The organism is Escherichia sp. KTE96, assembly GCF_000408525.1.
In the GTDB taxonomy this organism is placed as follows: Bacteria; Pseudomonadota; Gammaproteobacteria; order Enterobacterales; family Enterobacteriaceae; genus Escherichia; species Escherichia marmotae.
On record NZ_KE137149.1, the window covers coordinates 392,277 to 416,007 of the forward strand.

Consider the following 23,731-nt stretch of genomic DNA (forward strand, 5'->3'; position numbering starts at 1 on the left):
CATCCAGGAAGGGTTTGTAACAGAATACCATAATCTTGGTGTGTGTGTTCTTATCTGGTTAAGAGAAAGTGAAAAAAACACAGCAAAAAGAAATCGAAAATGTGACAAATATCACAGGGATGCGTCAAATTGAGTTATGGCGGCGTGATGATTTACAACATTCCCGGCTTGATGAAGTCGCGGAAGAAGTTCCCGTTGCGTTGGTCTACAACGGTATTTCGCATGTGGTGATGATGGCCTCGCCAAAAGACCTTGAGCTCTTTGCGCTCGGTTTTTCGCTTTCAGAAGGAATTATCGAAAACCCGCGTGATATCTTCGGTATGGACGTTGTTCCTTCCTGTAACGGTCTTGAAGTGCAAATCGAGCTTTCCAGCCGCCGCTTTATGGGGCTGAAAGAGCGCCGCCGGGCGCTGGCCGGGCGCACGGGCTGTGGTGTCTGTGGCGTAGAGCAACTTAATGACATTGGTAAACCGGTGCAGCCACTGCCGTTCACCCAGACCTTTGATCTCAACAAACTGGATGACGCATTACGTCATCTCAATGACTTCCAGCCCGTGGGGCAATTGACTGGTTGTACGCACGCCGCTGCCTGGATGCTGCCTTCTGGTGAACTGGTGGGCGGACATGAAGACGTGGGTCGCCATGTAGCGTTGGATAAACTGCTGGGTCGCCGGGCGCGGGAAGGCGAAAGCTGGCTGCAAGGTGCGGTGCTGGTTTCCAGTCGTGCCAGTTATGAAATGGTACAAAAGTCAGCGATGTGCGGCGTAGAGATTTTGTTTGCGGTGTCTGCCGCGACAACGTTGGCGGTGGAAGTTGCTGAGCGTTGTAACCTGACATTAGTGGGCTTTTGTAAGCCAGGCAGGGCAACGGTTTATACCCATCCTCAGCGTTTAATTCATCATTAAAAAATACCGCAATTCTGATTACGGGTTGCGGTTTTATTTTTTTATTAAATAATCCTCAACATATTATTCAGCATTTAAATATAATTACTGTTTATTTGTAGTAAATATACTCGTTAACTCCGGCGGTTAAAGATATACTTCTCTCACGTTACGTGATGAATTAATGATATTATTTATATGGACGTTTTGAACTAATCATCGTATCAATAAATAAAAACGTGTAACTAATGAGTAAAGGGAAACAACAATTTTATTCCAGCATTAAAAACAGCAATAAGTATTACTGACAAAATGCAAAATATTTTTGTCGGATGCGGCGAAAACGCCTCATCCGACCTGTAAATCGTACAGATTTAATGAATTCCATAGGCCTGATAAGCGCAGCGCATCAGGCAATTTCGTGTTTGTTGTCAACCTCAATGTATTTTCAATAGTGGGTGATGGATTATGAGTATTGAAAAATGAGTACATTACAGTTACCAGGCAGTTCATATTCAACAGAAGTTAATTTAAACGGCTTAATTGAGGTGCTCAGCAAGCATCTTTACTCCACACCTGTGGTTGCCGTGCGCGAACTGGTGCAGAACGGGCATGATGCAATTGTGCGTCGCAGGATTGAGCAACCTGATGCACCAAAGGACAATCTAATCCGTGTGGTAGCTGACGTGGCGAAGTCCACCATCACCATTAGCGATACCGGCGCAGGCCTGACGGAAAGTGAAATTCATGGCTTTCTGGCAACGGTTGGTGTGGGTTATACCCGAATGTTACGCCAGCAGGATGACGATACGGGACTCATTGGCATGTTCGGCCTCGGCTTTTTGTCGGCCTTTGTGCTGGCAAAAGAGGTCACGGTGTTGACCACATCCTGGCAAACGCCGGATCAGAGCTGGAAATACCACTCTACCGACGGGCAAAAATACACCGTTACCCCGCATCAAAACTCGGCTCCGGGTACGCAGGTCATTCTGACGCTCAAAGAAGAGTACAGCCATCTGGCGAGTAACAATTTGCTGAACCGCGTTCTTTCCCGCTACTGCATATTGCTGCACGAGCCGGTCTATGTGGGCGATGCCAGCGAGCCGGTGAATAAACTCCAGCCGCCGTGGCGTGAAGTTGCCCCCGAAGGCGTAACCATGCACCGCGCGTTGGTGCAGCGTAAAAATCTCGCCTTTGCCGCCCAGTTTGAATCCTCCTTCGAACCGATTTGTACCATTCCGGTAGTACCGGCGGGGATGAGCGATGCCGTCGGGATTTTATGGATTCAGGATGGTGCAACTTATGGCACCAGCGATAACCGCAACCTGTCGTTGTTTTTGCGCGGCATGTTACTCGATGACGAAGCGCGTGAGCTGTTACCGCCCTGGGCCGGTTTTATTGGCGGTGTGATTGAATCATCGAAACTGACGCCGACGGCGAGCCGGGAAGATCTTCAGCGAGATGAAACCTGGGTTGCGGTGCAGGAGGCGTTAAAAGAGTCGCTGATCTCTGGTTTGTCCGATCTCGCACAAAACCAGCCAGAAATATGGCGACGGGTATTAATGCGCCATAACGAGGCGTTACTGGGTGCGGCATTGTGTGATGATCGTCTGTTTGATTTGCTGAAAGACCGTTTGCAGGTGCCAACCTCAAAAGGAGCGTTGCTGGCGAAAGATTTACGCATCAATAACAGCATTCATATTCTGTTAAGCCGCGACGGCGGTTTTGAAGAGATGTTGTTCCACATTCTGCAACGACCCGTTGCGCGTGGCGATCGCTATGCCGTGGTGCCATTTTTACGCCGTTGGGCGCTGTTATATCACTGCCGGATTATCGAAGTCGGTACGCAAACGGGTAATGAGCAGTTGTTCAGCCTGGCGGAGTTGCCCGAAGAGCAGGTTGCGTATCTGGAAGAGCAGCTCTGCGATGGTGAGCAATTAATTATTTCCCGCTTCGAACCGGCCGTTTTACCGTTAGTCGTCACGCCAGACCGGGAAGCGGAATTAAAACAAATTCTTGAGCAGGATGATGCCGATAAGCGCATCAGCACCGCGGCGTTAATGCTGGCGCGGCAATTTACCTCGCAAATCCAAAAGACCAAAACATCAAGTCTGTATATCAACCTTAATAATCCCTGCGTCATGCAACTGGTGACGGCATTACAACATCAACAGCAACCAGCGGCGGCATTACGGTTATTAAAATCGCTAAAAGTGATTTTGTGTTCCAGCGGTAATAAAGAGCAGCAGTGGGATTTACACCAGGCACTGGAAGATTTTACTCAGGTTATTCCTGTTTTAATTAATCAAGGAAAATAAAATGGATACATGGGAGTGGTACAATAAATATAGTCAAGAGTTGCGCGATGCCGGGCAAGAATATATTCCGCAACTTATTGATGATTTTTCAGAAGGTGTTTTGCATCTGCAAATGGAAAAGTGCGATTCATTATTACCGGAAATGAAAGCACTTAATCAGGTGGCAAAAAATCCGTGGCTGGAAATATTTATCGGACACTGGGAAATGCGCCATCGTCTGACTAACCACGAAGAAGGCGAAAAAGTGCTGCCTGATGTGGTGGCGCTGTTTGAAAAAGCACATCGGGAAGAGGCGAAAGATTGCCCGCAATCTATCTGCGTTACGCAGGATTTATCCGCCTGCTACGAGAATATAGATGCCCCAGGCTGGGCTAATGAACGCATGGCGGTATGTGAAGAGACCATCGCGCGCATTGATCCGACCTGGAGCTGTTTTATGTGTTTATCCTGCGAATATGCCAGCGCACTGGTGGACTCCAACAAAACAGAAGAGGCGTTGGTTTATATCGACAGGCAAATCGACGCGGTAAACGCAGCGGGGAGTGAATATTTAGAAGCGCTGCTGGCGACCCGTGCCGATATTTTGGTTGCCCTTCAGCGTTACGATGAAGCACGCAAATTGATTGATGAACTGGCAGAAGAAAATGATTACTGGGGACGCGACCGTATCAGTTATCAGTTGAAAAAACTGTACATCATGGCGTTATGCGGACAGGACGAAGAAGTCTGGAAGGAATTGCCGCGTTGGTCAGATCTGACTCCCTATTCATGGGGCATGTGGGTAAAGATTATTACCGTACTGCTTCCTCGCCATCCGCAGAGAAACCACTGGCAACTGGCGCGCATTATCCAACAAATGCTGGAGCATCGTTCGCAGGCTGGGGCGCACCGCAAAGTGGTTGATCTGGCAAAACTGCAAATCACCCTCGCGCTGGAACGTGAATCTGTCTGGGTTGCTAAAATGGCGATGAAACTGGCCCAGCGGCACATGCCGAAATTACGCGCGTTATTGGGTGTCGATCGTGAATTTCTCGAACTCAGCGAAAAAATCGCCGCCAAAGAGGCGGAGTTGCTTGCTCGCCCGATAGTGGAAGCATCTGAAAATAGCGATGAAGAAACGCAGCCAGATCCAGAAAAAGACGTAGAGGTATTCCGTCGTGCTTACCTGAACACGCCAGATGATGCGGAATTGCTGGGCAAACTGGTCAATGCATTAAACGCCTGTAATGCGATCAATGAGTCGATCGAACTTTTGCAATGTTACGTTGAAAGTCATATTGAGGAAGATAACGGTCTCTGTTTCGACCTGCTGGATTTGTTGCTTAACCGTGGCGATCAGCAAACCATTGAGCACCTGGCGAAGCTGTATGAACAGGCGGGGCTGCTACATATGGCGCTGTGGTTCCGCGCGCGAGTGATCAACCAACAGGAAGACTGGAGTGAACTGGAGACAATTGGTCAACAATTGCTGAAAAACGCAAAAGGGCGTGAGTGGCCAGGCGCTTATCGTATGTGCTCCTGGGCGGCGCAAAAACAGGATGCCTGGGATCGGCAACTGGATTATTTACAGCAATTACAGCAGCTTTTGATTAGCCGTGAAGAAGATATTCGCAATCTCCAGTGGGATATCATGGCGACCGCCAGCATCTTACAACAATGGGATCTGGTGCGTGCTATTGCAGCCGAGCTGGAAATAGAACTTACGGAAGGCGAAGGTTTTATCGACGAAAAATGGGGGTTATTGAACATCCGTTTCCGGGAAAACTTCGAATACCGCTATTACTATGCCCAGCGGATTGGGCCGGTAACGGCAAGGATTATAGAGCCGACTTACCGGACCGATTTCCCACAACATGTTGATGAAATTGTCGTTTTCGATGCGGAAATGTTGAATACCCGACCAGAAGACGAAGAAGAGCAGAAGAATTTCACTCCGCTCTATGGGTGCCTGCAAACCATTATCCCGACCGGGTACGGCGAGTCCTGGTTCTGCGAAGGTGTTATGCCTGGTGAAGAACAGTTTAATACCTTCCGTGAGGCGCTCCGTGAACGAAACTGGTACTACTGGAGCAACAGTAATGATGACTATACGTTAACGGACAGTCATCAGGGAGAAGATGCACAGCCGCTGTCTGCGTTCTACTTTGTCATCAGTGCACCGCGTTCAGTTTCTAAAGGTGATATCGATAAGAGCCTGAGTGAATTGACCGCTGACTGGGAACATCCGTTGTGCTGGTGGCGTCTTGCCAAAGAAGCCGGTGCGAATGAAGAGAAGCATGCTGCTATTTCTGAACGTTATGGGATGTAATCGGGGCTTAAATAATGGGGAGCAGGAAACTCCCCCTCCGCAACGGCTGAACTGTTAATTAAATTAAGTTCTGCGATTTATATATTAAATTGCAGAGCTTATTCATTCTGTGAATTATATGTGTTTATTTATAAACAAAACGTGCGTAGTGACATTTCATTTTTTCCTTTATTATATTTACTCTCTTATCTATATATTTATAAGGCAATTAAATGAAAAGGAATTTATTATCTTCCGCTATTATAGCCGCCATAATGGCCCTCGGTATCACTGGCTGTGATGATAAAAAAGCCGAAACAGAAACTCCCCCGCCCGCCAATAGTCAACCTGCCGCACCTGCTCCTGAAGCGAAACCTACAGAAGCCCCCGTTGCAAAAGCAGAAGCTAAACCTGAAACACCTGCGCAACCGGTGGTCGATGAACAAGCGGTTTTCGACGAAAAAATGGATATCTATATCAAGTGCTACAACAAGTTACAGATCCCGGTACAGCGCAGTCTGGCGCGTTATGCCGACTGGCTGAAAGATTTTAAACAGGGACCAACGGGCAAAGAGAGTCATGTTTATGGCATCTACGGCATTAGTGAATCCAGTCTTTCTGAGTGCGAAAAAGGCGTGAAAAGTGTTGTGGCGTTAACGCCTGAGCTGCAACCTATTGATGGCGTAGCGTTGAATTATATTAATACCGCAGTCGCGCTGGGGAATACTATTAATGAAATGGATAAATATTACACCCAGGAAAATTATAAAGACGATGCGTTTGCCAAAGGGAAAACGCTGCACCAGACATTCTTAAAAAATCTTGAAGCCTTTGAACCTGTAGCAGAATCTTATCATGCGGCAATTCAGGAAATTAATGATAAGCGTCAGCTTGTAGAACTGAAAAATATTGAACAAAGAGAAGGGAAAACATTCCACTACTACTCTCTGGCTGCCATGATTTCAGCGAAACAAATTAATAACCTGATATCGCAAGAGAAGTTTGATGCAGAAGCGGCAATGAAGAAAGTGGCTGAACTTGAAACGCTGGTGGCGCAAGCCAAAGAAGTGAGTAAAGACAGTATGAATTCTCTCTTCACAGGGGCAGCAGACCGATATCAAATTGCATCTAAAAAATATGTTCGTCGTATCAGAGATAAAGTCCCGTATTCTGACTGGGATAAAAAGAAACTTCAGGACGCAAACACAAGCTGGATGGTCGAGGACTCATATCCGAAATCATTACAAGCTTATAATGAACTGGTCGGTAACTATAATCGCCTGCGTTAAACGTTTCTGATTTTTGTGCGCAATGTAATCGGGAGCATATCAATTCATAGTACCGGGGCGATGAAGCCCCGGCGTGAGAGATTATTGTCCGTAATAGGCATTGGCCCCATGCTTACGCAGGTAGTGTTTATCCAGCAGTTCGTTTTGCATGGCAGGAAGCTGCGGCGCGAGTTGGCGTGAGAACAGGCCCATATAGGCGCATTCTTCCAGTACTACGGCATTATGCACCGCATCGGCGGCATTTTTCCCCAGGCGAACGGGCCGTGAGAATGCACCAGCACCGCCGGAATTTGCGCTGGACTCCTGCCGCGTTCTTCGAAAGTTTCAATGATCACTTCGCCGGTCTGGTATTCATACTCGCCGTTGATCTCCTCTGCGGTCATCAGGCGCGTGCAGGGGATGGCACCATAGAAGTAATCGGCGTGCGTGGTGCCCCAGGCGGGGAGATCCAGCCCGGCCTGCGACCAGATAGTGGCGTGGCGCGAGTGGGTATGCACAATACCGCTGATTTCTGCATAGCGACGGTAGAGTGCCAGATGCGTTGGCGTGTCGGAAGAGGGCTTTTTGCTGCCTTCCACCACCTTACCGCTGGCTATTTCAATCACCACCATATCATCGGCGGTCATCACGTCGTACTCGACACCGGAAGGCTTGATCACCATCCATTGTCGCGTTTCGTCTACCGCGCTGACATTGCCCCAGGTGAACGTCACCAGATGATGAGCGGGAAGCGCCAGGTTCGCCGCCAACACTTCGGCTTTTAGTTGCTCTAACATATAAATCCGGCCTCCTGCATACGTGCTTCAATCCAGCGCCGCGCCTGAATAATCTCCAGCACCGGCTCGTTGGCTTTTTCGGTCCACATCTCAATCAGAAATGATCCGCGATAGTTCAGCTCATGCAGCGTTTTGAAAATGCCAACAAAATCGACACAGCCTTCGCCAAACGGCACATCACGAAACTGTCCGGGGCTTTGTTCGGTAACGGGTTGAGTGTCTTTCAGGTGAATAGCCGCGATACGGTCAATCCCCAATTTCAGTTCAGCGGGAACATCATTGCCCCAGGCGCTAAGGTTGCCGACGTCCGGGTAGACGGTGAACCACGGCGAGGCGAGCATTTCATCCCATTTTTTCCACTTGCTGATGGAGTTCATAAACGCGGTGTCCATAATCTCCACCGCCAGCATCACTTGCGATGCCGCCGCCTGTTCAACCGCCCACGCCAGCCCTTCAGCAAACCGTTGCTGTGTGCCTTCGTCATGGTCTTCGTAATAGACGTCGTAGCCCGCCAGTTGAATGGTACGAATACCGAGATCGCGTGCCAGACGAATCGCTTTGCTCATGATCTCCCGTGCTCGCTGGCGTACCGCCTCGTCACGGCTGCCAAAAGGAAAACGGCGATGGGCAGAAAGGCACATTGATGGAATGGCAACGCCTGTTTCGATCATCGCGGTGACCAGCGAAGCCCTTTGCGCGGTGCTCCAGTCAAGGCGTGACAGCCGTTCGTCGGTTTCATCCACCGACATTTCGACAAAATCAAAACCGCAGCTTTTTGTCAGCACCAACCGCTCTGGCCAGGAGAGATTTTTTGCCAGTGCTTTTTCATAAATACCTAACGGATGATTACGCACGCGCGCCTCCCCAGATAGTATCGATTTGCGCATGGAAATCGGCAGCAACCTGTGTCGGATTTGCTGCGCCCGTCAGCGCTCGCCCGGCAATAAACGCCTTCACGCGGATATCTTTAAATAGCGGCAGGTCGGCAGGGGTAATTCCGCCGGTAATAGAAAGTTCGAGGCCGATATCAGAAAGTGCCTTCATACGTGCCAGATCGGTCTCGCCCCACTGCTGCCCGCTGGCCTGCGCGTCGCGACCACGATGATAAATCGCTTGTCGCACGCCAATTCGATACCAGTCGCAGGCGTCGTCCAGCGTCCAGTTGCCGAATAGTTCAATCTGAATTTCACCGCCGTAGCGTTGCGCCATCGCATGGCCTTTTTCTACCGTGGCGAGCGGTGCGGCGCAGATAATGGTCATCCAGTTGGCTCCCGCGCTAAACGCCTGTTGAGCGAGCGTTTCACCGGCGTCGGCAACTTTCCAGTCAGCGACGATGATTTTGTTCGGGCACTGTTCACGCAAGGCTCTCACCGCGCCAAGCCCTTCGTTTAAGCAGAGAATGGTGCCCGCTTCGACGATATCGACGCTGTCTTTTAACAGCGTCACGTCGCGCTGTGCGGCTTCAAGCGATGAGTGGTCGAGGGCCAGTTGTAGAAAAGGTTGGCTCATAAATGATGCTCCTTGATATGGACGTGATAGCCCTGAATTGCGGCAATTAAATGTTGATAGCGTTGATATTTTTGTTGGTAATGCTGATGTGCGGTCATGTCCGGTAGCAGTGTGCGTACCGGATGCTGCAAGCTGCGCTGGGCTTCATTGAAATTGCGATAAACCCCCGTACCGACGCGGGCGGCAAGCGCCGCGCCAAAACATCCGGTTTCTTCTACCTGCGGCAGTTCAATGCGTAAGCCGCTGACATCTGCCAGCATTTGCATCCAGACATCAGAATGCGCAGGGCCACCAGTGACGCGAAGGGTATGCACATCGGTAAAACGTTCACGCATCCGGTTGAGATGCGTCATGTGACTGAACACCACACCTTCATAAATGGCCTGTAACAGATGTGCGCGGGTGTGTATCGCCTGCATACCGTAGAAACCGCTGGTCATCTCGAGTCCGGCGTTGCTGCCGTACAGGAACGGCAGGAAAAAGAGATCGCCACTGGCTTTCGGCAAGCTGGCAACGGCCTGGTTAATCTCATCAAACGAGATTTCTCCCCACTGCGCGGTAAACCATTCGAGATTGCCGGAAGAGGTGGGGCTGGCTTCGTGAACGATAAATTCACCGTCATTAACGTAGCGACCATAGACATACGGATGCGCTTCACCGTCACCTAAACCGCGGGTTATGCCGCTGGTCACCGCCCAGGTGCCCATCACTGCGTTGAGGGTAAATTCGTCGTCGATCCCGGCGCAGAGCGCGGTGGAAACCACATCAAACAGACCGCCGACAACGGGCGTACCCGCTTCCAGACCGGTCAATTCGGCTGTCTGAGCGGTGATTTCCCCGCAAATTTCGGCTGAACCGACAATAGGCGGCAGGGCGTGATTGATTTCACTGATCCCCAGCCAGTCGGTGAGGCGTGGGTCATATTGCCCGCTGCTCATGTTGTAGAGATTGGACTCCGAAATATTGCTCTCTTCGCAGCCTTTTACGCCGGTTAAACACCAGCGCAGGTAGTCATGTGTCATCATCACGCAGCCAATTTGTGCATAGCGTTCTGGTTCGAGCTCTTTCAGCCAACGTAGCAGCGACACAGGATGCCCGGTCCACAGCGTTTGTCGGGTCAGTGGGTAGAGCTTTTCCGGTACGTCTTCTTCCTGCCAGCGACGAACGATTGCCATCGCCCGGCGGTCAGAGGATAAAATGGCGTTACCGAGCGGGTTGTTATTTTTATCTAGTAGAAACAATCCCTTACCTTGTGCCGAAATGCCGATGCCGATAATTTGAGCACCACTGACACCGGTATTTGCAAGCAGATCGCGAATGACGGAAGTGCAGCATTGCCACAGTTCTGCCATATCGCGCTCTACCCAACCTGGCTGCGGGCTTAATGCGCACAGCGGCAGGCGCTGCACGCCCGCCTCCCGGCCTTCGCGGTCATACAGTCCGGCTTTTAGCCAGCTACCGCCACAATCTAACCCCAGCCAGTATTGCGTCATGGTTTATTGCACCTCATCCACGGCTTTCAGCAGATCAGCACCCTGCGGAACATCTTTAACAAACATGTCGCGGATCTGAGTACCCAGGGCGTCGCTAAAGGCTTTGCGGTCAAGATCGGTGATGACTTCTACACCGGCGTCTTTCATACCGTCGATGATTTTTTGCTGATCTTCAGCAACCAGTTTGCGCTGGTAGCTACCCGCTTCTTGCGCGGAGGAGACCAGAGCTTCCTGCATCTGCGGGCTTAAGCCATCAAACTTCGCTTTGTTGATCACCACCAGAAGCGGTGAATAAGCGTGATGTGTCAGAGAAAGGTGCTTTTGTACTTCGTAAAATTTTGCTGACCAGACGACGTTGATCGGATGCTCTTGCGCGTCGATGGTGCGAGTTTCCAGGCCGGTATAGACTTCAGCAAATGGCATCGGGATTGGGTTGGCACCGAACACTTTAAATGCGGCGATATTCATCGGGCTGTTGTTGGTGCGAATCTTCAGTCCTTTCAGGTCTGCAGGGGTTTTTACCGGCGCGCGAGAGTTAGTCACATCACGCCAGCCGTTTTCCCAGTACGCCAGTACTTTCAGTCCTTTGCCTTCGAGGGAGGCTTTCAACTCGTCGCCCACTTTGCCATCGAGGGTTTTATGCGCGTGGGCGGTATCGCGGAACAGGAAAGGTACATCCAGCAGGTTTATCACGGGTGAGAGTCCCGCAAAGTTATTCGAGCCGGACATCTCCATATCAATGGTGCCACCGCGCACACCACTGATCATCGCCTGTGCATTGCCGAGGGTACTGTCCGGGAACAGTTTTAATTTCAGCTCACCTTTGGTTTTCTCTTGCAATAATTCATTGAATTTTTTTGCCGCAATATGTTGCGAATCGGTTTGTGATGTTTCATAACCGAAACGTAATGATTGTGCCGCCAGAGAAGATGTACTGAATGTAGCCACTCCGGCAATTAATAAAGCGTAGGTTACAGAACGTAATTTCATAATATTTTCCTTTTAGCTCATCCATTTTAGTGGGGCGGTAATTAATTCTGGGATAAAAATAAATAATGCTAACAACATGAATAAAACCATGACGTAAGGCGCAACGCCTTTTACAGCATCGTCAAATTTAAGCTTCGCAACACCGCATATGACGTTAAGTACGTTACCAACCGGGGGCGTAATTAGCGAAATTGAGCAGTTAATAATAAACATAATGCCAAAATAGACAGGATCTATTCCCGCTTCTTTTACTAATGGCATTAATACCGGCGTAAGAATTAATACGGTAGGAGTTAAATCCATGACTGTACTGATCACCATAATGGCGAGCATAATTACGATGAATAATAAGCGAGGCGAGTCAACCAACGGTTGTAATAACTCCGATACCATCATCGGCAGTTCAGCAATGGTGATTAGCCATGCGGATACCGCTGCGGAAGCCACCAGGAACATCACCACGGAAGTGGTTTTCGCCGCGTTAACCAAAACATGGTAAAGCGTGGCGAACGTCATTTCGCGATAGACCACCACCGAGACAAACAAGGCGTAGAATGCCGCAACCGCGCCAGCTTCTGTTGGTGTGAATAATCCCGAACGGAAACCGCCAATAATAATTATTGGCAAAAAGAGTGCCCAAATACCGGAAACTAAAGATTGCCAGACTTCCCGCAGCGAGGCTTTCGGCTGGCAAGGCAGGTTTAGCCGTTTTGCCTGCCACCACCAGGTAATCATCAGCGTGATGCCCATCATGATGCCCGGCGCAATGCCAGCCATAAACAGTTTGCTGATGGATAACCCACTGGAGACACCGAAGATAATGAGTGGAATAGATGGCGGAATAATGGCCGCGATAATACCGCCCGATCCGATAAGCCCGGCGGCGCGGTTTACCGGATAGTTGGCCTGACGCATCATCGGCACCAACAGTGCCGCGACGGCAGCGGTATCGGCAACCGCAGAACCAGAAAGGCTTGCCATGATCATCGCAGCAAGAACGCCGACGTAACCCAGACCTCCCGGTCTGTGGCCTACCAGTTTCATCGGCAAGTCGACAATACGTTGCGACAGGCCGCCCGCGTTCATGATCTCACCCGCCAGTACAAAGAAGGGGATGGCTAACAGGGAGAAGCTGTCTGCACCATTGACCAGTGTTTGCGCCAGAATTTGCACATCAAAGATATCCATCCAGAACATCAATGAAATGCCACACAGTAATAATGCCCAGGCGATGGGAATACCAATGGCGATAGCCCCTAACAAACTGACAATAAATATAAGGATTGTCATCGTCAGGCTCCTTGTTGGTTTCGGCTGGGGGCACTTGTTAACTGCCGGTATAAATGGCGCAATTCCAGCAATGCGATAATCAGGCTAGTGGGGATTGCGGCGGCATACATTAAGCCAACAGGTACGCCGAGAATGGGCGATAAGTTACTCCAGTCTTGCGCTGTTTTTTCTATTGCCCCCCAGGCCAGGCCCAGGCAAAGCAATAAAATAAGCGTATGGGTTAGCAGCGAAACACGTTGTTGATTAGTGGGTGAGAGTTTTTCGACTAAGAAAGTAACCTGTACATGGCTGTTGTCCATAAACGCCACGATAGCGCCAATAAATGTTAACCAGACAAATAAAAGTCGGGATAATTCATCAATCGATAATATGCTTGTGTGAAATCCATATCGAAGAATTATATTAATAAAAATAATACAAGACAGTATTGCGATGATGACCGCAAGAATGCCTTCGAGCATCCGTTTCATAACGAGTCCTTCTTGTTATGTCATATGTTTTCATTAATTAATGTTGTAGGTATTCGTAATAATTATTGGAAACGACTAATTAGAGATTTAATGCGATATATGAGTGAAACGATTTAACGACATTCATTCATAGAGTGAATGCCGTTACGTAATATTTCGATACGGTGATGAACATCAGCAGTAGCATGGATTTCTAATAACTTGATGCCAGAAAATTGCAATGTTGATGGTTCTGCCACATTAAATAACTCGCTAACATGTTTTGTGGTCATCAGGCTTTGCGGGCAGAAAGGAGCGAATGGCGCGTGTAAGTCTTGCCATTCACCATATTCTCCGTTGAGTGTGGTTCCTGAGAACATCAGCGCACCGAGTTTCCCGGCCTGTTTTGCCATCAGGGCATGGGTAAGCGGTAATGTGGTATTGCGTCCTTCAATGGCCGAACGTGCCCAGTTGATACAGACGCTGATGTCATAATCAGCAATGACATCCAGAACATTTTCTAACGGCAAAAAACCTTTACGCGGAGCGGGGGAGGTCATGGCGTCGCAGTGTTCCAGCACCAGTTTGCACGGCCAGTCCCAGTTGGCGATTTCTTTCAACGAGCGGGCAAAAGCGTCTGTCGCTTGCATAACATTGGGATTGGTTGCTAATGGTGCAGCCTGGATCTCAAGTGCGAGCACTTTATTAGCCGGTAATGAGTTGATTTTATTGAACAGGTGGCGGTAGTACGCCACGCACGCCTTGCGTTGTTCTTCGTCGCTGGAGGCGAGACCAAAACCGTTGTTTTCGCTGCGGCGACGCATGGTTTCCATTACTGCGGTGACGACAAATTGCCAACTCTCTGGCGTATGACGGAGTAACCATTGATCGCCAAGAGGATGGAAATTTTCCAGGCAGGGTTGTTCCAGACCGCGAATATCAGGGGTCTCTGATAATTGTCGCCAGAATTCCTTCTCTTCCTCTTCACTTCTTTGGTGAAAAGAAGGTGCACAGGGATACGCGCCGATAATATAACCGGCATTATTCGCTTTCATTTTGTGCTCCAGTAATAACTTTTTTATAAAGCAGAGAGGGCTACTTTAACCACGATTTTCCGTATTGCCGCTGGGGCATTTTTATTACATGCCGGGCGGTGAACATCCTGCGGGAAGAAAATAGCGTAACTACCCGGTATCATTTCGATAAATGATTCATGTTCACTGTCGTGATAAAAAATAATATCGCGCTGTTCTAATAGATATTCGCTGACTTTATTATTTCCGGTATCAATGGCTACACCTATTTTCTCTTCGCCCCGCGCCAGGAACTGAATGTCCAAATAGCGACGATGAACTTCAGGACGGTTTTCTACTGCTTCGCGAGTGGTTAAATCGATAATCTGCGCATAAATATTTTTACCGTCGATTTCAACAACGCCCGGTTCCAGAGCATTGAAATTGGTGGTGCGCAGAAAACCGAGTGCCTTTTCGATGGCAGCGGGTAAAAGGCACGGATTAGGCTGCGTGATATGTCCAAATATCATGGTCTGTCTCCTTATAACGCCTGGATTTTTGCCCACACGCTGTCATCAACCGTGATGCCGTTACGACGGTTTTCTGCCAGCAGGGTGGTAAATTCGTGGCCTGGTAAACGAATTGCCTGGTTTTCGTCAGCACGCTCGGCGGTGGTAACGTAATCCATGATGCGTTGCAATTTGGCGTCGCGGGTGGTGCCGTCGATCAGTTTGTCCACTTCGATGGCGATGAAGATTTGTGAGATACCGTATTCGTCGCTGTTATCTTCGGTTACTTCGGCAACGGAGGCACCGTCGGAAAGCAGAGTGGCGATCATATCCAGCACAATCGACATACCGGACCCTTTCCAGTAACCCATCGGTAAAATGCGGCGATTTTTCTCGATTATGCCAGGTTCTTTAGTCAGATTGCCTTCATCGTCAAAGCCACCATCAACCGGTAACTGACGACCCGCCAGACGGTTAACCTCTAACATGCCGTAGGAGAACATCGACATCGACATATCGACCATGGTGATCGGCGTGGAAGGAATGGCGACGATTAATGGGTTGGTGCCAATACGACACTCTTTCGCACCCCACGGTGGCATCACCGCGATAGAGTTGGTCCAGCAGATGCCGATATAGCCTTTTTCCGCTGCCTGCCAGCCGTAGCTGCCTCCGCGCATCCAGTGGTTGGCATTGCGTAACGCTACCAGACCAATCCCATGATGTGCAGCCAGTTCAATGGCGCGATCCATCATCTTTTTCGCCGTCAGGTTACCGATTGAGCGCTGGGCATCCCACTGCTCAATTGCCCCAAGGCTGGTGATACGTTTGGCCCCGGCGTCAGGGATGATATCGCCATTATCCAGTTGTTGGATAAAACGCGGGAAACGGTTAACGCCGTGAGAATAAACGCCGGATTCGGTGGTACGGGCAAACATTTCTGCACAGGCATCGGCGGTTTCGCTGTCAACGCCGCGTGAAACTAATACCCGGTTAAAGGCTGCTTTTAACTGCTCAAATGTCACTTTCATCCCTGGTTTCCTTGTTTTTTTGAACGCTTTTTTAGCTTAAAATTCCACTATGCGAAATTTGATTTCAAATATATCGATCACTTTTTAACAAAGCAATCTGATTGATGATTTTCAAAAATCATAAAAATCAAAAAGTTATAATTTATCTGTTGAGATCGTGAACTGCGACACACTTTGCGCTACCATCAGGGCGCGCCAAAAAGGGGAGGTAAGCGATGGGAAAAAAAGAGCACGAGATAGCGCAGGATAAAGAGCGGCCTGCCGGAAGTCAGAGCTTGTTTCGGGGGTTGATGTTGATTGAGATCCTGAGCAACTACCCAAACGGTTGTCCGCTGGCGCATCTCTCGGAACTGGCTGGACTGAATAAAAGCACCGTCCATCGCTTATTGCAGGGGTTACAGTCCTGTGGCTATGTGACCACCGCGCCCGCAGCAGGCAGCTATCGCCTGACGACCAAATTTATTGCTGTCGGGCAAAAGGCGCTGTCATCGCTAAATATCATTCATATTGCTGCGCCGCATCTTGAGACGCTGAACATCGCCACCGGTGAAACGATTAACTTCTCCAGCCGCGAAGATGATCACGCGATCTTGATTTATAAACTCGAACCTACCACCGGTATGCTGCGAACCCGCGCCTATATCGGTCAGCATATGCCGCTCTACTGCTCTGCGATGGGTAAGATCTATATGGCATTTGGTCACCAGGATTACGTGAAATCGTATTGGGAAAGCCATCTGAATGAGATCCAGCCGCTAACCCGCAATACCATTACCGATTTGCCCGCGATGTTTGACGAACTGGCGCAGATTCGTGAAAGTGGAGTGGCGATGGACAGAGAAGAGAATGAACTCGGTGTTTCCTGTGTTGCTGCACCAGTATTTGATATTCACGGACGGGTGCCGTATGCCGTATCTATCTCTCTTTCTACGTCGCGTCTGAAACAGGTGGGGGAGAAGAATCTCCTGAAACCACTGCGTGAAACTGCCCAGGCTATCTCCAATGAGCTGGGATTTACCGTCCGGGAGCAGGGCGTGATCACATAATATCCGGGATAAGTGACAAAACTGTAACAATCCCTTTGTTGGATCAAAGCAATAATGGCGCGCTTTCTGGCACGCTGCGGTTTTAGTGCAAAGGAGTGATCATGAACCGGTTTATTATTGCGGATGCGACGAAATGTATCGGTTGCCGTACCTGTGAAGTGGCCTGCGCAGTGTCGCATCAGGAGAATCAGGATTGCGCTGCGTTGTCACCAGGCGAGTTTATTTCGCGTATTCGTGTCATCAAAGACCATACCTGTACCACGGCAGTAGCCTGTCATCAGTGTGAAGATGCGCCGTGCGCGAATGTCTGCCCTGTGGACGCGATTCGCCGCGAACATGGACATATCTTCGTGGAACAATCACGTTGTATTGGCTGTAAAAGCTGTATGCTGGCATGTCCGTTTGGTGCGATGGAAGTCGTTTCATCGCGTGCAAAGGCGAGGGCGATTAAGTGCGATCTCTGCTGGCATCGGGCGACGGGACCGGCTTGTGTTGAAGCCTGCCCGACACAGGCGTTGCAATGTATGGATGTCGAGAAAATCCAGCGTCAACGACTACAGCAGCAACCTGTTTGAGACGTTATTCCGGCGCTTCTCAACGCCGGAATAACGTATTAATCAGAGGGTTGGCAAAGCGCGCTTTGTTTATGCCGGATACAGCCTGAACACCTTATTCGGCCTACAAAATCACACAAATTCAATATGTTGTATAATTCGTGTGGGCCTGATAAGCGTAGCGAATCAGGCTATTTTGCGTTTGCCATCAGTCTCATTAATGGCTTTCAACCCAGGCTCGTTCAATCTCTTCCGCCAGAATCTTCACACCCGCCTCAATTTTTTCCGGTTCCGGCACGTAATTCATGCGCATACATTGATGCGTGTGTGGCCACGGTTTATCCAGCCCGGGGAAGAAATTATGCCCCGGCACCATCAGTACACCGCGCGCTTTCAGGCGCTGATAAAGCTGCTCGGTGGTAATCGGCAAATCCTTAAACCATAGCCAGAGGAAGATTGCCCCTTCAGGTTTATGAATCAGGCAGCGATCTTCCGGTAAATAGCGGCGAATGATGGCGATAGTTTCCTGAACACGCTGGTAGTAAAACGGTTTAATCACCGTTTCTGACAGGCGCAGCAGGTCGTTACGCTTAATCATTTCACACATCATTGCCGGGCCAATACCGCCAGGTGCGAGGCTGATAATGCCGTTCATATTGGTGATGGCGGTAATGATTTTTTCATTGGCGATGATAATGCCGCAGCGCGAACCCGGCAGACCCAGCTTGGAAAGGCTCATGCACAGCACGATATTCGGATTCCACAGCGGGCGCGCTTCGCTGAAGATGATGCCAGGGAACGGGACGCCATAAGCGTTATCAATCACCAGCGGAATGCCGTGCTGATTTGCCAGCGCATCTAGTTTCAGCAACTCTTCATCGGTTATTACATTGCCTGTTGGGTTCGTCGGTCGGGAGACGCAAATCATCCCCGTTTCTTCGCCAATGTGCAGATGCTCAAAATCGACGTGATATTTAAACTGACCTTCTGGCAGCAGTTCAATATTTGGGCGCGCAGAAACGAACAGATCTTCTTCCAGTCCGGCGTCCGCGTAGCCAATGTATTCCGGAGCCAGCGGGAACAGCACTTTTTTGATCCGTCCATCGGCACGGCGTCCGGCAAACAGATTAAATAAGTAGAAAAACGCGCTCTGGCTGCCATTTGTTAGTGCAATATTCTGTGGTTCGATATCCCAACTTAGTTTCTCACGTAGCATTCCGGCAAGTAGCGACAGTAGCTCCGTCTTTCCTTGTGGGCCGTCGTAATTGCATAGCGCATCCGTTGCTTTACCGCTTTCCAGCATGTCGGACAGCAGTGTCTGGAAGTAGTCCTGCATTTCCGGGATCTGCGCCGGGTTTCCGCCGCCGAGCATAATTGCGCCGGGTGTGCGTAAACCGTCGTTTAGATCTTCCATCAGCAGTGTAATGCCGGAGTGGCGGGTAAATTTGTCACCAAAAAGGGAGAATGTCATAGCGGGATATCATTCGAACTCTGAAGCAAGGAAAGTAACAATAACGCTACATTTGCCAGGGTGCAAATCGGGCTTCTGCAAGAGGTTGGCGTGTTATGCTGAGTTTTTTATTTATGCTGGCATTTTATACTAAAAGGTGGCTTCCCGGCATACTGCAAGCGGGAAGCCGGAAAAGTTACGGTTGCCCCGCCCAGACGACTATCACTTTATCGTCGCCGTATTCACGGACGAATCCATAACCTTGTTTCAGTGACAATGCGGTGTGTTTACCCGCACCAATGGCTGGATGCCGTGCGCGGAACTGGCCGATGCGTTGCCAGTGCGCAACGCTGGCGGCAGATTTACCGCTAACATCCTGCCAGTTCATATCCGAACGTGTGCCTTGCAGCGGATCAGAACCAGTGGCACCGAATGGACGCGAGGACTCATCGCCATAAAAGATTTGTACCGCACCTGGCGCCAGTAACAATAACTCTGCGGCTTTATCGCCCCCTTCGCGGAACAAGCGGGTATCGTGTGAGGAGAGGTAGCTCAGCACGTTGAAATCCTGTAGTTTCTCTGCCATTTGCTGCCAGGTCGTATCCATCTGCGCCAGGCAACCGACCGCTTTCGCTGCCTGCTCCTGATAATCGAAATTGATCATCGCGTCGAAGCCGTGGTGATAGTAGTCACTTTTCATCACGCCGTGACCCCAGGCTTCGCCAGTCATCCAGAAAGGATTGTCATCTAACGCTTTTCCAGGGTTAGCGCTCTTCCACTCTTTCAGGGCGGCGCTGGCCTGGGTTTTCAGTTGCTGCCAGGCTGGCAACTCAACATGTTTGGCGGTATCGACCCGAAAACCATCAATACCGTAGTCGTGAACCCATTGGCTTAACCAGTGGGTTAAATAATCGCGAGGGGTAAAGCCGTCGACAGATTTTGCGTGAGTATCCGGTTTGTTTTTATAGAACACCGGCAGACCAGAAGCAGTGGTAGATTCTGTTTTGATATCCGGCAAAAAGGCCAACGACATGGTGAGATCGTCGAATCCTGGATTGTCGTAATCACCGATATCCGTTCTGATCCAGTTTTTTCCCCACCATTTATCCCAGCCGGCTTTGTCGCTGAAATTAATGTAATCGTTGAAGCTATGCCAGGTTTGCCCGGCTGCGGGTTTCCAGTCGCTCCAGCGGTTGCCCAGCGTTTTTTGTAACTCGTCGCCGGAAAGATACAATGCGCCAAACTGATACTCCTGCATATCCGCCAGCGTGGCATAGCCGGTATGGTTCATCACCACATCAAAGAGAATACGGATACCTCGCTGGTGCGCGCCATCAACCAATGCTTGCAGATCGGCTTCGTTGCCCATATTGGCATCAAGATTCGTCCAGTCCTGGGTGTAGTAACCGTGGTAGGCATAATGTGGGAAATCGCCTTTTGTACCGCCGCCAACCCAGCCATGAATTTGCTCAAAGGGGGCGCTGATCCACAGGGCATTGACGCCCAGTTGCTGGAGATAATCCAGTCTGTTGGTCAGGCCACGTAAATCTCCGCCGTGAAAAGTACCAATTTCCTCCATGCCATCTTTATGACGACCATAGCTCTGGTCGTTGCTGGGATCACCGTTTTCGAAACGGTCTGTCAGCACAAAGTAAACCGTGGCGTTATGCCAGTTGAAGGGGGCGGACGTGTCGGTTTCTGCCCGTTCCAGCAGCAGCAAGCCATTACTGGTGGCGGCAGGTTGTAACGTTATTTGACCGTTCTTCACCGTCGCGATTTGTTGGCTGTAATAATCACGGATTACCGTACCTTCCGGGAAGGTGGCGCTGACATTAAGCGTCAATGGCTGTCCATCCCATTTTGGGCATTCACGGATCTGGTTTGCTATTGGTTCGGCAGTGTTTTGGATCGAAATCATCAATGTTGGCGTGCCGGAGCGGGTGTCTATTTGCAGCTTATATTCACCATCTCTGAACAATCGCCATTGTGGCGGTGTGTTGTTACAAGGTTGCAGAGAAAGCATCTGATTGAGTTTTATTGCATTCGCAGGCTGCCAGCATTGTTGATTAAAATTCAGCGTCAACGAACGCGTACCTTTGGTCAGCGGTGCGTGGCTGACAAATGTTCCTGTGCTCTCTTCAGTAAAGGTGGGAAATCCCTGAGAAGTCCAGCCAGCGGCAACGGCAAAGCCGGGAATGAGTGTCAGAAAACAGACGGCAAGTTTCATAACGGATGAGTCCTTGTTGCTGCGAATTTCACCAGTTTGCCAGTGATAATACTGGTAAAACTCCTCCCTGATGAGGATTGCGCCAGGATGAGACGAAAGGGGGAGTATTTCACCTGAGATTTAAGCTTATTTTTTGCGATAACCCCCACATTTTCTGCGATTTAGCACCAATCTGAACCATTACCGCGTGACATAGTTTCAGATTTGGACTATTCCTTGGGGTGCTCTTGGCCGCTATTTTTGATATGATTTGAGATTCAACTCTCAAATTTGGGAAAAATATTGCTCTAAATAATTCGAGTTGCAGGACAAAACACCGATGGTGTTTTGAACAGCGTTTGCGCAGTACATGCAACTTGAACTATGACGAGTATAAGGTGTTTGAATGATTAAATCCGATCAGGAGACCTGATGATTTTGACTCCCATACGACGATATGGGGCGATGATTCTTATGTTACTCACTCTGGTGTTTTCGAGTGAGGTGTTAGCGAAGACGCATACAACAACAGCGAGTCAGAAGTCCCATTTAACTAAAGCTAGTAATAAACAGGTAAGCAGTAAACAAGAGTATTCTCGCAATAGTGCAAAGAGCAGTTCACTTCCTGATTTGCGAAAATACCCTTCCGGAACACCAAGAAAAAAAGCGTTTCTCCGGACCGTGATGCCCTATATTACCAGCCAAAATGCTGCCATTACGGCGGAACGTAACTGGCTGATTTCAAAACAATACCAGGGACAATGGTCACCTGCAGAGCGTGCGCGTTTGCAAGATATCGCCAAACGCTACAAGGTGAAGTGGTCTGGTAATACGCGAAAAATCCCGTGGAATACGCTGCTTGAACGTGTAGATATTATTCCTACCAGCATGGTGGCGACGATGGCTGCGGCAGAAAGCGGTTGGGGTACGTCAAAACTGGCACGTAGCAACAACAACCTGTTCGGCATGAAATGCATGAAAGGGCGTTGCACCAATGCACCGGGTAAAGTGAAGGGATACTCACAATTTAGTTCTGTCAAAGAATCGGTGAGCGCCTATGTCACTAACCTGAATACGCACCCGGCTTACGCTTCGTTCCGTAAATCGCGCGCGCAATTGCGTAAAGCGGATCAGGAAGTTACCGCTACAGCGATGATTCATAAGCTGAAAGGTTATTCAACGAAAGGGCAGAGTTATAACAACTACCTGTTCGCGATGTACCAGGATAACCAGCGGTTAATCGCCGCACATATGTAATTGCATTCCTTTCAGCCTTATCCGACTTGTTGGTCGGATAAGGCTTTTGCTCTGCGTCAGGTGGCTGTGCAACATTGCCTGATGCGACGTTAACGCTTCTCATGATGCCTGACCGCTTTTTCACTCTCGCTACAGCATTACCTCGCTATTTACATCGCGATACTCTTTAGGCGTCGTGTCATACGCTTTTTTAAATACAGAGTAGAAATATTGCAGCGATGGATAACCGCACATTTGCGATATCTCGTTGATCGACAAGGTAGTAGAAATCAGCAGGCTGCGTGCTTTCTCCAGCTTCTCGGCATGAATCATGGCGTGAATGGTTTCACCCACCTCTTCTTTAAAACGCTTCTCAAGATTGGAGCGCGATATGCCAACTGCATCGAGTACCTGATCCACTTTTATGCCTTTGCAGGCGTGATTGCGGATGTAATGCATGGCCTGAATAACAGCGGGGTCGGTCAGCGAACGGTAATCCGTAGAACGCCGTTCAATAACGCGTACAGGCGGAACCAGAATCCGCTGCAACGGCATCTTTTCTTTATCTAATAACCGATGCAGAAGTTTTGCCGCCTGATAGCCCATTTGCCGCGCGCCCTGGGCGACAGAAGAGAGGGCGACACGCGAAAGATAACGGGTCAGTTCTTCGTTATCGATGCCAATCACGCATAATTTTTCCGGTACGGGAATATGCAAATGCTCGCATACTTGCAGAATATGCCGCGCTCTGGCGTCAGTGACGGCAATAATCCCTGTTTGCGGTGGTAGCGTTTGTAGCCAGTCGGCCAGTCGGTTTTGCGCGTGCTGCCAGTTCTCTGGCGCGGTTTCCAGCCCCTGATAAACGACTCCGCGGTACTTTTCCTCAGCAACAAGTTGGCGAAACGCATATTCGCGTTCGGCTGCCCAACGTTTGCCGCTAGATTCCGGCAAACCGTAAAAAGCAAAGCGGTTAACGCCTTTCTCTTTTAAATGCAAAAATGCGCTTTCAACCAGCGCATAGTTATCGGTGGCAATGTAATGTACGGGCGGGTAACTTTCTGCCAGGTGATACGAACCACCAACTCCGACAATAGGGACGTCGACATCAGCCAGCGCCTGCTCGATTTGTGTATCATCGAAGTCGGCTATGACGCCATCTCCTAACCAGTCCTTGATTTTGTCAATGCGGGCGCGGAAATCTTCTTCAATGAAAATATCCCATTCCGATTGTGACGCCTGTAAATATTCCCCTACGCCTTCTACTACCTGACGATCATAGGCTTTATTAGCATTGAACAGTAATGTGATGCGGTGACGTTTAGTAAACATGGTTCTTTTCCTGCTGAATCATGCAAAAAACTCAAAACCGGCAATAAGTTACCGGCTTTGAGAAAATTTTTA

At 49.5% G+C, this 23,731-nt stretch carries 19 protein-coding genes and 1 pseudogene; 7 read left to right on the forward strand and 13 right to left on the reverse strand.

Translation table 11 applies throughout. From position 1 onward, the window contains the following. The first annotated feature begins 68 nt into the window (after positions 1–68). The 4 genes from fdhD to A1WG_RS12390 all read left to right on the forward strand — a co-directional run bounded on the left by fdhD (position 69) and on the right by A1WG_RS12390 (position 6,778). A complete protein-coding gene (gene fdhD / locus A1WG_RS12405; RefSeq protein WP_000753581.1) occupies positions 69–905 on the forward strand; it encodes a formate dehydrogenase accessory sulfurtransferase FdhD in 837 nt (278 codons plus the stop codon). Positions 906–1,366: 461 nt separating this feature from the next. Beyond that, entirely contained in the window at positions 1,367–3,202 is a 1,836-nt protein-coding gene (locus A1WG_RS12400) for an ATP-binding protein (RefSeq protein WP_001517339.1), read from the forward strand. 1 nt (position 3,203) lies between these two features. After that, a complete protein-coding gene (locus A1WG_RS12395; protein ID WP_001517338.1) occupies positions 3,204–5,510 on the forward strand; it encodes a hypothetical protein in 2,307 nt (768 codons plus the stop codon). Positions 5,511–5,722: 212 nt separating this feature from the next. Beyond that, positions 5,723–6,778 (forward strand): YiiG family protein, encoded by a 1,056-nt coding sequence (locus A1WG_RS12390; RefSeq protein ID WP_001517337.1) that lies wholly within the window; start codon positions 5,723–5,725, stop codon positions 6,776–6,778. An 81-nt stretch (positions 6,779–6,859) separates the two neighbouring features. Here the strand turns inward: A1WG_RS12390 and araD are convergent. The 10 genes and pseudogenes from araD to yiaK form a co-directional block, all read right to left on the reverse strand. After that, positions 6,860–7,554 (reverse strand): annotated as a pseudogene (gene araD / locus A1WG_RS12385) (L-ribulose-5-phosphate 4-epimerase). Further along, complete coding sequence (locus A1WG_RS12380) at positions 7,548–8,408, reverse strand: L-ribulose-5-phosphate 3-epimerase (RefSeq protein ID WP_001517335.1); 861 nt, start codon at positions 8,406–8,408, stop codon at positions 7,548–7,550. The pseudogene araD and the gene A1WG_RS12380 overlap by 7 nt, the downstream one beginning before the upstream one ends. Beyond that, positions 8,401–9,063, reverse strand: a complete 663-nt coding sequence (gene ulaD / locus A1WG_RS12375) for a 3-keto-L-gulonate-6-phosphate decarboxylase UlaD (RefSeq protein WP_001517334.1) — start codon at positions 9,061–9,063, stop codon at positions 8,401–8,403. Before ulaD ends, A1WG_RS12380 begins: the two co-directional genes overlap by 8 nt. Next, positions 9,060–10,556: an FGGY-family carbohydrate kinase gene (locus A1WG_RS12370; protein ID WP_001517333.1), complete on the reverse strand. Its 1,497-nt coding sequence runs from the start codon at positions 10,554–10,556 to the stop codon at positions 9,060–9,062. The genes ulaD and A1WG_RS12370 overlap by 4 nt, the downstream gene beginning before the upstream one ends. Positions 10,557–10,559: 3 nt before the next feature. Continuing rightward, positions 10,560–11,546 carry a 2,3-diketo-L-gulonate TRAP transporter substrate-binding protein YiaO gene (gene yiaO, locus A1WG_RS12365; RefSeq protein WP_000776924.1) on the reverse strand — a complete coding sequence of 329 codons (987 nt, stop codon included), beginning with the start codon at positions 11,544–11,546 and terminating at the stop codon, positions 10,560–10,562. Positions 11,547–11,558: 12 nt separating this feature from the next. Continuing rightward, positions 11,559–12,836 carry a 2,3-diketo-L-gulonate TRAP transporter large permease YiaN gene (gene yiaN / locus A1WG_RS12360; RefSeq protein WP_000153834.1) on the reverse strand — a complete coding sequence of 426 codons (1,278 nt, stop codon included), beginning with the start codon at positions 12,834–12,836 and terminating at the stop codon, positions 11,559–11,561. A gap of 2 nt (positions 12,837–12,838) precedes the next feature. After that, positions 12,839–13,306: a 2,3-diketo-L-gulonate TRAP transporter small permease YiaM gene (gene yiaM / locus A1WG_RS12355; protein WP_000827290.1), complete on the reverse strand. Its 468-nt coding sequence runs from the start codon at positions 13,304–13,306 to the stop codon at positions 12,839–12,841. A gap of 113 nt (positions 13,307–13,419) precedes the next feature. Beyond that, positions 13,420–14,340, reverse strand: a complete 921-nt coding sequence (locus tag A1WG_RS12350; RefSeq protein ID WP_001517332.1) for a DUF4862 family protein — start codon at positions 14,338–14,340, stop codon at positions 13,420–13,422. A 23-nt stretch (positions 14,341–14,363) separates the two neighbouring features. Next, on the reverse strand, positions 14,364–14,828 hold the full coding sequence (locus A1WG_RS12345) for a NanQ anomerase/TabA/YiaL family protein (RefSeq protein WP_000576113.1): 465 nt from the start codon (positions 14,826–14,828) through the stop codon (positions 14,364–14,366). Between the two features lie 11 nt (positions 14,829–14,839). Next, the gene (yiaK, locus tag A1WG_RS12340) at positions 14,840–15,838 is read right to left on the reverse strand and encodes a 3-dehydro-L-gulonate 2-dehydrogenase (protein WP_000869057.1); all 999 of its coding nucleotides are present in this window, start codon (positions 15,836–15,838) and stop codon (positions 14,840–14,842) included. Between the two features lie 215 nt (positions 15,839–16,053). Between yiaK and yiaJ the strand changes: the two genes are divergently transcribed. Then, entirely contained in the window at positions 16,054–16,884 is an 831-nt protein-coding gene (gene yiaJ / locus A1WG_RS12335) for an IclR family transcriptional regulator YiaJ (protein WP_000516596.1), read from the forward strand. A 101-nt stretch (positions 16,885–16,985) separates the two neighbouring features. Further along, complete coding sequence (locus A1WG_RS12330) at positions 16,986–17,459, forward strand: 4Fe-4S dicluster domain-containing protein (RefSeq protein ID WP_001517331.1); 474 nt, start codon at positions 16,986–16,988, stop codon at positions 17,457–17,459. A gap of 196 nt (positions 17,460–17,655) precedes the next feature. On the opposite strand, the gene avtA is transcribed toward A1WG_RS12330, so the two are convergent. Then, positions 17,656–18,909 (reverse strand): valine--pyruvate transaminase, encoded by a 1,254-nt coding sequence (avtA, locus tag A1WG_RS12325; protein WP_000144329.1) that lies wholly within the window; start codon positions 18,907–18,909, stop codon positions 17,656–17,658. Positions 18,910–19,084: 175 nt separating this feature from the next. Beyond that, positions 19,085–21,115, reverse strand: coding sequence for an alpha-amylase (gene malS / locus A1WG_RS12320; RefSeq protein ID WP_001517330.1), 2,031 nt, complete (start codon positions 21,113–21,115; stop codon positions 19,085–19,087). A gap of 411 nt (positions 21,116–21,526) precedes the next feature. Here malS and A1WG_RS12315 point away from each other — a divergent pair, with 411 nt between their 5' ends. After that, positions 21,527–22,351, forward strand: a complete 825-nt coding sequence (locus A1WG_RS12315) for a protein bax (protein WP_001517329.1) — start codon at positions 21,527–21,529, stop codon at positions 22,349–22,351. Between the two features lie 129 nt (positions 22,352–22,480). Here A1WG_RS12315 and xylR read toward each other — a convergent pair whose 3' ends face one another. Continuing rightward, on the reverse strand, positions 22,481–23,659 hold the full coding sequence (gene xylR, locus A1WG_RS12310; protein ID WP_001517328.1) for a D-xylose utilization transcriptional activator XylR: 1,179 nt from the start codon (positions 23,657–23,659) through the stop codon (positions 22,481–22,483). Positions 23,660–23,731: the final 72 nt, after the last annotated feature.